Source organism: Candidatus Neomarinimicrobiota bacterium (genome assembly GCA_041862535.1).
In the GTDB taxonomy this organism is placed as follows: Bacteria; Fidelibacterota; Marinisomatia; order SCGC-AAA003-L08; family TS1B11.
Window position 1 is genome coordinate 1 of record JBGVTM010000280.1, and the last position, 11,339, is coordinate 11,339.

Below are 11,339 nucleotides of genomic sequence, written 5' to 3' on the forward strand. Positions count from 1 at the left end.
CAGCTCCTCCGGGCCTGGGACCTGGGCCGCCAGGCCGGGCTGCATTTCGTCTACGGCGGCAATATTCCCGGCATGGTCCCCGAGCTGGAAAACACCTGCTGCCCTGGCTGCGACACGCCCCTGGTCCGCCGCGTGGGCTATTACATCCTCGACAATCAAATCGCCCCCGACGGCACCTGCCCGCACTGCGGCACCGCCATTCCCGGCGTGTGGGCCTGACAGGGGCCGATTAAGCCGCTTGACACCTGCAAGAATCCCTCCGTAAGCTTAGCCGGATTGTGATCCATCACGATTCGGCGAGAATAGCTGCCTGCGCCACCAGTCAAGGCAGCGGCTGCCGCGAACAAGCCTATCAGGAGTAGTCACTATGTCCAATTATCATGAACCCTTTGAACATTTGCCGGAAGAAGCCCGCGCCTTTCATCGGGCCATTCGAAGCCTGGTCGAAGAGCTCGAGGCGGTGGACTGGTACCATCAGCGCGTCACGCAGACCGAAGACGAGGAACTCAAGGCTATCCTGGCCCACAACCGGGACGAGGAGATGGAACACGCCGCCATGCTCCTGGAATGGCTCCGCCGCAACATGCCCGGCTGGGACGGGGAACTGCGCGATTATCTATTCAAGGACGGTCCCATTGTCCACCACAACATCGAAGAAGAGCTATCCCCAGCTAGCCTATCAGATCTGGGCATCGGTGCCCTGAAACCGAAAGGCTCACCACCGGAGAAAGGAAGGGAATAAGCATGGATTTTCTCAAGCGCTCACTGGCCCCCATCACCGAGGCCGCCTGGGAGGCTATTGACGACGAGGCCCGCCGCGTCCTGAGCATCAACCTCACCGCCCGCCAGGTGGTGGATGTGGCCGGTCCTAAGGGACTGGACTTCGCCGCCGTCTCCCTGGGCCGCCTGGAAGTGCCCGACAAGGAGGCCGCCGCAGGCGTCCGCTACGGCATCCCCCAGGTGCAGCCCCTAGTCGAGCTGCGAGCCTCCTTCGAACTGAATATCTGGGAACTGGACAACATCGAGCGGGGTGCCAAGGACCTGGACCTGTCCAGCCTCACCGAGGCCGCCCGGCGCCTGGCCCACTTTGAAGACCAGACTGTCTACTGTGGCTTTAAGCCCGCTAAGCTCCCCGGCCTGTGTGAAGTCAGCACTCACAAACCGCTGTCAATCACCAACGACGCCAGGACCTACCCGGAACGGGTCAGCCAGGCCATCCTGCTGCTGCGCAACGCCGGTGTGGAAGGCCCCTACGCCCTGGTCCTGGGAGATGCCCCCTACCTGGCCCTGACCGCCGCCGGCCCCAACTACCCGCTGCTAAAAACAGTGGAACACCTCCTAGATGGACCGGTCATCCACACTGCCGTTCTGAAAGGCGGGTTTCTGGTTTCCACCCGCGGCGGCGACCTGGAACTCACTCTCGGCCAGGACCTGGCCATCGGCTACGAGACCCACGACACCAAGACGGTGCGCCTCTACCTGACCGAGTCCTTCACCTTCCAGGTATTGACGCCCGAGGCGGCGGTCTGCCTGGATTTAAAGGAGAAATAGAGCTCCCGGCCTACTGATTTAATCACCGCCGGATGCCATTAAATTCACCTCGCAGCAACTAACCCGCGAGGTGAACCATGTATAGCCGTACCCTCCAAGGCAGCGTCCGAAACCTGACCCTGGACAGCACCCTGCTCAAGGGCAACCCACTGGGCGATCCCCACGTCCGCACTTTCCCGGTCTACCTGCCGCCGGTGTACGACCACGGCAACGCGCGCTACCCGGTGATCTACGCCCTGGCGGGCTTCACCGGGACGGGTCTGAACATGGCCGGCTTCTCGGTCTGGGAGGAGAACCTCCCCGAGCAGCTGGACGGCCTGATCGTCAACAGCGGCTGCCCGCCCGCTATCCTGGTCATGCCCGACTGCTTCACCCGCCTGGGGGGCAGCCAGTACGTCAATTCCAGCGCCACCGGCCCCTACGAGGACTACCTCATCACCGAGGTTATCCCCTTCATTGACGGCCAGCTGCGCACAGTGTCAGACCGGGAGCACCGGGGTGTCACCGGCAAGTCCAGCGGCGGCTACGGCGCCCTCACAATGGCTATGAAGCACCCCGACACCTTCGCCGCGGCTGCCTGCCACAGCGGCGACATGTACTTCGAGTACTGCTACCTGCGGGAATTCCCCAAGGCGGTGGATGCACTCATTCAATATGGTGGCGTGGAGGGCTTCCTAAAGGAATTCGCCGGAGCGGTCAAGAAAGGCCCGCTCATCCCAACCCTGAACATTCTGGCCATGGCGGCGGCCTACTCGCCGGATGGGGAGGACTACTGGCTGCCTTTTACCCTGCCGAGCGGGGAGCTGGTGCCCGAAATCTGGGAGCGCTGGCTGGCACACGATCCCGTGCGCATGGTTGAGCGTGGGAACCATGCGGAGGCGCTGCGGCGTCTCAAACTGCTTTACCTCGACGCCGGCGAAAAGGACGAGTTCGCCCTCCACCTGGGCGCGCGCATATTCGTGGAGCGCCTGAAAGACCTGGAGATCCCCTACCACTACGAGGAATTTTCGGACGGGCACTTCGGGATCAACTACCGGTACAAGACCAGCCTGGAACTGCTGGCTAAGGCGCTGACTGGAAACCCTTGATCCCCTCCCTGCCCAAAGCGACACCCACCTGGTTACGCCGGCCCGCACCCGCAGCATCAAGCTGCTACTGTTAAGGTAGGCCGTACCGCCGCTGCGCCCTTATCGGAATCCGCAGTTGCCCTTAGCCTAGCCCTGAGTCCTGACTTTACGTCGGGATCGAAGGGGAGCAGGATTCATTGCTCGCCCATAGGGCAACCCCTCGCAACTAGAGCTTGACTCATAGCACCCCCAACCGGTAAGCTAGCGCGCTTTTCGAAATGCGAATCACAGTGAATTAGGCACAACAGACTGATGGTCGAGAAAGCTAAAGACGGATATGCCATAGTGGACTTCGCCGGTAAGCAGTTCCGGGTAGAGGCGGGCCAGGAGCTCAAGGTCCCCCATACTGATGGTGAGGCTGGCGCCAACCTGCAGCTGGAGCGGGTGCTGCTGCTCCATGACGGCGGCACTACCCTTTTCGGCCAGCCGACGGTAGCCGGGGCCGCGGTGGACGCCACCATCCTGGGGCACGGCCGGGACCGGAAAATCACCGTCTTCAAGTTCCGCCGCCGCAAGGGCTACCGCAAAAAGACCGGTCACCGGCAGGATTACAGCCTTCTGCGCATCAACGCCATCAACCTGGTCCAGGCCAGCCCCGCCGCCGAAGCCCCGACTGAAGAGGTGCCCACCCAACCCGCACCCAAGAAGCCCGCCGGGAAGGCCGCCGCACCGAAGAAGACCACCACTGTGAAAAAGACAGCTGTGACCAGGAAAACGACTACCACTAAAAAGTCAGCAGGCGCAAAAAAAGCGACCACCAGCGGTAAGTCGGCCGCAGCTAAAAAGACTGCCGCCAAACCGGCCTCCAAGAAGAAAACCGGCGGCAGCTAAAAACGAAACTTTGAACTAGAAACCTGAAACTCATAACTAGTAACTTATAACCATGGCACACAAGAAAGGCGTAGGCAGTTCCAAAAACGGACGCGACAGCCTCAGCAAGCGACTGGGGGTCAAGCGCTTTGGCGGCCAGTTGGTGACCGCCGGCTCCATCCTGGTACGCCAGCGAGGCACCAAATTTCATCCCGGCCGGAACGTAGGCCTGGGAGGTGACGATACCCTCTTCTCAAAAATCGATGGCGTTGTTAAATTCGAGCGTAAAGGGCGAATGAAAAAGCTCGTTTCCGTATATCCGCCCACATGACTGAACTAATCCTATGATCATGCCCCGCAGGCTACCCTCCGACCCCCCATCCCCCTGGCCTGTGGGGTTACTTATTTCCAACCAAAGGAGTACCCTATGAAAATCACCGTCGTAGGTGCCGGACACGTCGGCGCCACCACCTCCCAGCGACTGGCCCAGCACCAACTGGGTGAGGAAGTCATCCTGGTCGATATTGTGGAAGGTATCCCCCAGGGTAAGGCCCTGGATATGTACGAATCAACTCCCGTCCTCGGCTCCGATACCAGACTCATCGGGACCAACGATTACAAAGACGCCGCCGGTTCGTTCATTACCGTCATCACCGCCGGCCAGCCCCGGACACCGGGCATGAGCCGCGATGACCTGCTCATGGCCAACCACAAAATCGTCAGCGAGGTCACCAAACAGGTGATGAAACACTCTCCCGATACCATCCTCATCGTGGTGACCAACCCCCTGGACGTCATGTGCAGCGTCGCCTATGCCAACAGCGGGCTGCCCTCCCACAAGGTCATCGGCATGGCCGGCATCCTGGACTCCACCCGTTTCCGCTCCTTCATTGCCATGGAGCTGAATGTCTCGGTTAAAGATGTCCAGGCGCTGGTGCTGGGCGGCCACGGCGATTCCATGGTGCCCCTGGTCCGCTACACCACCGTCGCCGGCATACCCATCAGCGAACTCATTGAGGCCAAGCGCGTCGAAGAGATCGTCCAGCGCACCCGGGACGGCGGCATCGAGATCGTCAATTACCTGAAGACCGGCTCGGCCTACTACGCCCCCGCCGCCGCAGTGGCCGAAATGGTGGAGTCCATGATCAAGAACCAGCGCCGGGTCCTCCCCTGCTCCGCCCTGCTAAACGGCGAGTACGGCGTGGAGGGCATCTTCATGGGCGTGCCTTGCATTCTCGGCAAAAACGGCCTGGAGAAGATCATCGAGCTGGACATCACCGACGACGAAAAGGCGGCCCTGAGGAAGTCGGCCGACCATGTGAAAGGTGTCCTCGACCGCCTCAACCTGTAGTCTGCCGACACCCTACCAAAATCAGGGCGCCCTCCTTTGCTCGTGCAGGGGAGGGCGTCCTGCTTTTACCGCTCAACATCTCTATGCTCTTAAGCGGCAATAGCTTCACGGCCAGTCGCAAGCTTGTGCTGCAGAGGTAAGCTAGTCCCAGCAGCACCGTCATCATACTTCGTCAGGCCTTTGGCGTGAGCTCAGGCGAACGCTCAGTGCGACGACTGAATTGGCTAGCCCTGACGGCTAAGGGCTAAAGGCTAACAGTGTCACCCAGCACACTATATTTTCCTGCCAATCGCGCCACCCGGTTGTAATTTTCCCCGGTTGAAATTTTACCAGACAGTAACTTATTGTTCAGCCGAAATCCATGACAACCAACACCCTACAGGGCCAGTCTAAGCAATTGTGAAGGGCGGAACGTGGACGAGAAAACGGTCGCACTAATCCGATCTGCGCAAGGCGGCGATCAGCACGCGTTCCACCAGTTAGTAGCCATGTATGATGCGAAAATCATGGCCCTGGCACTGCAACTGCTGAAGAACAAGGAAGATGCTGAAGACATTTATCAAGAAGTTTTTATCAAGGTCTGGAAGAGTCTCGGTTCTTTCGAATTCAAGAGCGATTTCTATACCTGGCTCTATCGCATTACATCCAATACCTGCTTCAGCTACCGCAGCGGCCGACATCGGCATCACCTGGACAACATCTCCCTGGAAGAGGGCTACCACGATGCCTACACCGATGAGATTCAGAAGCGCACCGAACAGCAGCAGCATATCATTGATGCCGTGGATGCCCTGCCCCCGAAGCAGAAGACCGTTTTCGTCATGCGCTACTACCAGGGACACAAGATTAAGGACATTGCCACACTCCTGGGTTGCACCCCTGGTACCATCAAGCGGTACCTACACCGGGCAACCCTCAAACTGAGGAAGGATTTGGCGGCTTATGCCTAGACAAGTTCAACGCAACACCGATCTGAGCGAGAAGCGGCTCCGGGAGATCTTCGCCGAGATTAAGCCGGTCTACCGAGTCGATGAGGCGTGGCTGCAGACTCAGCGGGTGAAGCTCAAGGGTGCCATTGCCGTGACCGCAGAGGCTGGCCTGCTGGTGCGTTTCTGGGAGCGGCTCCAGCTGTGGTGGGAGGAACTGCCCTACCTGTGGGCTCCGGCCCGGCCAGCACTGGCGTGGGCGGCCGCCCTCGTCGTGGGCATCCTCATCGGACGCTTTCTCCTGCTCGGCCCCAGCGCCCCCGGCCTGTCCCTCGCCGACGAAGACGTCAGCCGCTTCACCCATCAACAATTGGCTGAACTCATCCGCACCGGCCAGCTGGAGGATATCGACGTGAACCTCTCGGACGATCCCCAGAACCCGGTGGAGCTGAACCTGGTAACCGGCCGGGAGATGACGCTCACCGGTACTGCCGAGCGCGAGGATATCCTGGCCGCCCTGGAGTACGTGTTGGTGAAAGATCCCAATCCCGGCCAGCGCCTCCAGTCGGCCCGCATCCTGGGCGGCACTTCCCAACTGGAAAGCAAGAAGTCCACGCTCATGGCCCTGGTCTCAGCCCTCCTCAGCGATGAAAATGCCGGCGTTCGGCTGTCCATTATCGGAAGCCTGCAGGGTATTCAGTCACCCCTCATCAAGGACGCTCTCATCAAAGTCGTCATGGAGGACGAGAACGAGGGGGTGCGCCTGGCGGCCGTGAAAAACCTGGCCAACTTCCTGGATGACCTCTCGGTACGCTCAGCCCTGCTCCTGGTCTCCCGAATGGACCCCATGGAGAGTGTGCGCTACCAAGCTTACCAGACCCTCTCCCAAGTAACCGAATCATTGGAGGAAGAACGGCTGGATTTACAACCATGATTATAAGACCCCTCATAGCCGCGCTTATCTTCTGTATGTCCCTGACGGGTCAGGACCTGCCTGAGCTGCCCGAATTGCCCAGGCTGCCGGAAATGCCAGCGCTACCGGAAATTCCGGAACTGCCTCAGATCCTCGAACTCCGTGACTACCACGGAAAGATCCAGGGCGTGGTGGTTCACCGCCTGGATGTGAAGCCCCGGGCCACCCTGGTCATGAAAGCCCTCCGGGGAGATGTGATTATGCAGGGCACCGACGTCCATCGAATTGTGATTGAAGAGGAGATCACCGTCAAAACCAAGGATAAGCAGTGGGCCCAGGAAGTCATCGACAAGCTCAAGGGGGAACTGCGTCCCCCCGCTTCCGAAGGTGAGCCCTATATTTTCCAAGTAGGCAAATGGGGGGACCGGGACGTTTCGTTCTACTATAAGGCACGGGTGCCGAAAACTTTTAATGTCATCATCCATTCTTATGGCGGTGATATCGACCTGGCGGAGCTCCAGGGTGACCTGGAGGTCAAGACGGGGGGCGGGGATGTGGCCCTGTCCAACGCCAGCGGCAAAATCATGCTCGGTACAAAGGGCGGTGATATCGACCTGTTCAAAGTGGAGGGTCAGATCGAGCTGGTATCGGAAGGTGGTGACATTGAAGGCCGCCATGTCCAGGGTAAGGCCAAGGTCCGCACCAGCGGCGGCGACATCGATTTTTTCAACAGTAAAGGGAACTATGATTTCAACACCGGCGGTGGCGATATCAGCCTGCAGGATCTGGAAGGGAGTGACATCGAGGCCCGTACTGGCGGCGGCGAAATCAGCGTGCAAAATATTACCGCAGAGCTCAACCTCATGACCGGTGGTGGCGACATTGAGATCGAAAACCTGCGGGGCGGTTTGGGAGCGGCCAGCGGCGGCGGCGACCTCACCCTCCGACGTATAATTGGCGATGCCGTACTATTCACCGGCGCCGGAGACGTCTGGATCAACCGGATAACCGGAGCCGTGCGCACAAAATCCGATAACGGGGATATCGAAGTCCGCGAAATGACCCTGGAGGACCCCGGTAAATCAGAGTCCACCTTCACCGCCAGCCACGGGAATGTATATGTGAACTTCAATACCGAAAAGCCGGTGGATATCACCGCCAGGATCCTGGGGTACTCACCCCACTATGCCATCGACTACATCAACAGTAACGTGAAACTTGAGTATAGCAAAGAAGACGGCAATACCGTGGGGACCTATACAACCGACCAACCGTTCCACCGTATGGTCATCGAGACTACGGAGGGCAAGATCAAAATTAGGAAAGGAGAGGAATAAGCCATGCGTGCGCTATTCTCACCCACCGGCATATTGGTCCTCTTCCTTCTCACCTGGTTACCGGCCCAGGAACAGGCCGAAGGCGAGCAGGCAGTCGAGACCAAAGTAACCCCCTCCGGTGAGGTCAAGATTTTTAACGACCTAGTTATTTCCGAAGGCGAGGTTCGCTCCGGCGCCATCCGGATTATCGGCGGTAACCTCACCGTAGCCGGCAAGGTCACCGGGCGCATTACCGTCCTGGGCGGCGATGTGGAGCTGTTGCCCACTGCCCAGGTAGAGGGTACCATCGTGGCCCTCGGGGGGACTATCCATCGCAGCGAGGAGGCCCAGGTGACCGGCGAGGTCCTGGAGGTCAACCGCGGCAAGATCAGCCTCAGCCGTGAAGAAGCCAAGGATATTTTCGGCTATGACGAGTCTCGCGATAAGCGCATCGAGTGGCGGGCAAAGGATGAAGAACACGAGTGGGAGACTATCGAAGTCGAGGGTGAAAAACCCCTCTGGCAGCCCTACGACCGGCGGCGCATCCAACCCGATTTCGAAATCCCCCCTGACAAAGTCCGCTATAACCGCGCCGAAGGCTTGGCCATCTATGTCCCCTTCCATCCGGATACCGACGATATCCCCGGGTTCCATCTCCAGGGCGTAGTCGGCTACACTTTTGGCGCGAATACGTGGTATGGCCGCCTGGGTCTCGGTGAATACTTCTGGCGGGGACGGATCGGCCTCCTGGTGGAAGGCCATAAAGAAGCCCGCAACGACGACAGTTGGCGGGTCACTCCCAAGGAGAACTCCCTGGGCGCCTTCCTAATTCACAAGGACTGGTACGACTGGTATGAAGCCGAGGGCTGGGGCGGTTCCCTGGTACTGGGCCTGCCCCCCTTGGTCGAACTCAAGGCCCGCTACCGGAACGAGCAACATCGCATTATGGACAATGGCGCTGAATGGAGCCTGTTCAAACAGGATCGACGGTTCCGGCCCGCCTACGATATCAGTGCTGGAAAAGACGTCAACCTGCAGTACCAGCTGTCCCTGGGCCGGCCCGTCGGCTATTTCCCCAGGGGCATCCGGTTCAACCTGTCCTATGCCCACACTCAGACCCTGGCCAACGGCGGCAGCGACTTCGACTATGCCAGGGAAGACGTGACCGGTGAGGCTTTCATTCGCCTCCACACCCGGCTGGGTATCCGGCTCACCGGCCGCACCGGTGCCATCGAGGGCGACAACTACGGCCTGCAGCACCAGGTCCCGTTGGGCGGCCTTGGCTCCGTCCAGGGCTACGACTACAAGTCCATCTTTGCCGACATCGATAACCACTACGCCGTGATTAACGCCATGTTCTCCCTCAGAAAACGCGATGGACTGTTCAGCCTTCACTGGCACTATGGCGCTTCCTGGCAAAGCGACGCCCAACTCTTCACCAGCGACCACTTCGAGTATCCAATTGAGCATGGCTATCATGCGGTGGGACTCAGCGCCAGTGGCGACGATTTCCGGATCGAACTCTTCCGACCGCTCAGAGAGGGCAGGGACTGGGTCTTCTACCTGAGGATTCTCGATTTTTAAGGAGCAAGCCATGAAACGCATTCTCCGGTATTCACCACTTCTCCTATGCTTATCGGTGGCTCTCGCCTGGCCCCGTCCGGAGCCCGGTCGAAGGAACCCGGATGAGCGCACCATCCTGACCATCGACGAAGCCCTGGCCGACAACGTGGAACGGATGGAGGTCAATGTGGAGTTCGGCTTAGGCGAAATCCGTGTCGAGCGGGGCAACCCGGCCAAGGCGGTCACCGGCTATATCCAGTACGATGAAGACTACATCAGTCCCAAAGTTGAATATGAAGTGAAAGGGAACGTGGCCCGCTTCCAATTGACGACCAAAAGCCAGCACCGTGGCTGGGAGGGCATATCGATGCGCGATATGGACTCGCCTGAAAGCGAACTCTATTTCACCACCCGCGTCCCGCTGGAAGTGGACTTTTCCTGCGGCCTGGGTGAGGCCAACCTGGACCTGGGCTACCTGAAGGTAATGGACCTCAAGCTGGACAATGGCCTGGGCGAGACTACCCTCGATTTCTCCACGCCTAACGGGGTGGAGCTGCGCCGGATTGACGTGGATAACGGACTGGGTGAGCTGGTGGCCCATAATCTAGCCAACGCCAAGACCGAACGGCTCAAGTTCGATTGCGGCCTGGGCTCAGCCGAGCTCGACTTCAGCGGCGAAACCCTCAAGGATATGTCCGTGGACGTGAACGTCGGGCTGGGCAGCGTGACCCTGCGGATCCCCCGCGGCTATAACGTGGAGATGGAAGCCGAGGAGAACTTCCTCTCAACCATCGATACCAACGACATGGTCAAAAAGGGCCGCGGCCTGTATCGCAGCGAAAATTATGACCCCTCCCGGCCCACCCTGCGCATTACCGCCTCGGTGGGACTGGGCAGCATCGATATCAATTGGACTGACTGAACCCTGATTGCAGCAGGCGGCTAAAGTAGTGGGGAATCCTTTCTACCGTAGCCGTCTCTTTTTATCCCCCCAGCGAAAGCTCCACCTCAATACCACTGACAGGAAGCTGGAATGCCGCTATCAGGGTACCACGTATTTAAGGATACCCCCGCGATAATCCAGTGCCCAGCCGTGCTCGGCGTCGGTGAAATAAATATCCTGAAAAAACAATCCCTCTTCTTCAGATTGCAGACTCCAGGTGCATCCACCGTCGGTGGTATGAAATATCGTATCGGTGGATGGCAGCTCTGCCCACTGCTTTCCTATCGTCCATCCCGTCAGATTATCAACAAAGTGAATCGACTTAAAATACTGAATGAAAAGAGAATTTTGACAAATCCAGGTATCCCCGCCGTCGGTCGTGTAGAAAATAGCTGTGCTGTCTATCGCTACCTCACTGAATGTTAATGTCGCGATCCAGCCATGCTGCTCATCGGTGAAAAATAGATCGGTGGGCTCGAACGGGTTATATTGCCTTCCGGGACAGGTCAGTTGTAACGGCGCCGAGGTCCATCTGGCACCGCCGTTTGTAGTCTTGAGGAAAGTAAGGCCGGGTAAAACCGCAAATCCTACCTCCTCGTCGATAAACGAAAGGCACTTCGCGCCTCCTGTTGATTCCGAGCGCGTTTGAATATTCCAGGATGCTCCTCCATTTCCCGTTTGTAGAATCTCTCCAAAATTGCTTACCAACCAGCCCGTACATCCATCAGCAAAGTAAATGTCATAGTATATTTTTGCCGTATCATTTTCTATAGATTGTAAGGTCCACGATCTTCCGCCATCGGTCGTGTGGATAATCGTATTGTTGTATCCTGCGGCCC

The 11,339-nt window shown here is 58.6% G+C and carries 13 protein-coding genes; 12 read left to right on the forward strand and 1 reads right to left on the reverse strand.

The genetic code is table 11. From position 1 onward, the window contains the following. The 12 genes from ACETWG_10360 to ACETWG_10415 form a co-directional block, all read left to right on the forward strand. Nucleotides 1–219: AmmeMemoRadiSam system radical SAM enzyme (locus ACETWG_10360; protein ID MFB0516986.1), on the forward strand; the 219-nt coding region annotated here is incomplete at its 5' end. 148 nt (nt 220–367) lie between these two features. Then, nucleotides 368–742 (forward strand): encapsulin-associated ferritin-like protein, encoded by a 375-nt coding sequence (locus ACETWG_10365; protein ID MFB0516987.1) that lies wholly within the window; start codon nt 368–370, stop codon nt 740–742. 2 nt (nt 743–744) lie between these two features. Beyond that, a complete protein-coding gene (locus tag ACETWG_10370) occupies nt 745–1,551 on the forward strand; it encodes a family 1 encapsulin nanocompartment shell protein (protein ID MFB0516988.1) in 807 nt (268 codons plus the stop codon). A 77-nt stretch (nt 1,552–1,628) separates the two neighbouring features. Continuing rightward, nucleotides 1,629–2,639, forward strand: coding sequence for an alpha/beta hydrolase (locus ACETWG_10375; GenBank protein ID MFB0516989.1), 1,011 nt, complete (start codon nt 1,629–1,631; stop codon nt 2,637–2,639). 291 nt (nt 2,640–2,930) lie between these two features. Beyond that, nucleotides 2,931–3,509, forward strand: a complete 579-nt coding sequence (rplU, locus tag ACETWG_10380; protein MFB0516990.1) for a 50S ribosomal protein L21 — start codon at nt 2,931–2,933, stop codon at nt 3,507–3,509. 52 nt (nt 3,510–3,561) lie between these two features. Then, complete coding sequence (gene rpmA, locus ACETWG_10385; protein MFB0516991.1) at nt 3,562–3,819, forward strand: 50S ribosomal protein L27; 258 nt, start codon at nt 3,562–3,564, stop codon at nt 3,817–3,819. Between the two features lie 96 nt (nt 3,820–3,915). Next, nucleotides 3,916–4,839, forward strand: coding sequence for a malate dehydrogenase (gene mdh, locus ACETWG_10390; GenBank protein ID MFB0516992.1), 924 nt, complete (start codon nt 3,916–3,918; stop codon nt 4,837–4,839). Nucleotides 4,840–5,252: 413 nt separating this feature from the next. Continuing rightward, on the forward strand, nt 5,253–5,789 hold the full coding sequence (locus tag ACETWG_10395; protein ID MFB0516993.1) for an RNA polymerase sigma factor: 537 nt from the start codon (nt 5,253–5,255) through the stop codon (nt 5,787–5,789). Continuing rightward, nucleotides 5,782–6,699, forward strand: a complete 918-nt coding sequence (locus ACETWG_10400; GenBank protein MFB0516994.1) for a HEAT repeat domain-containing protein — start codon at nt 5,782–5,784, stop codon at nt 6,697–6,699. The genes ACETWG_10395 and ACETWG_10400 overlap by 8 nt, the downstream gene beginning before the upstream one ends. Continuing rightward, a complete protein-coding gene (locus ACETWG_10405; GenBank protein ID MFB0516995.1) occupies nt 6,696–8,015 on the forward strand; it encodes a DUF4097 domain-containing protein in 1,320 nt (439 codons plus the stop codon). The genes ACETWG_10400 and ACETWG_10405 overlap by 4 nt, the downstream gene beginning before the upstream one ends. A 3-nt stretch (nt 8,016–8,018) precedes the next feature. Further along, nucleotides 8,019–9,578 (forward strand): hypothetical protein, encoded by a 1,560-nt coding sequence (locus ACETWG_10410; GenBank protein ID MFB0516996.1) that lies wholly within the window; start codon nt 8,019–8,021, stop codon nt 9,576–9,578. A gap of 10 nt (nt 9,579–9,588) precedes the next feature. Beyond that, complete coding sequence (locus ACETWG_10415; GenBank protein MFB0516997.1) at nt 9,589–10,479, forward strand: toast rack family protein; 891 nt, start codon at nt 9,589–9,591, stop codon at nt 10,477–10,479. Nucleotides 10,480–10,599: 120 nt separating this feature from the next. Here the strand turns inward: ACETWG_10415 and ACETWG_10420 are convergent. Next, the coding region (locus ACETWG_10420) for a YCF48-related protein (GenBank protein ID MFB0516998.1) at nt 10,600–11,339 on the reverse strand (740 nt) is incomplete at its 5' end.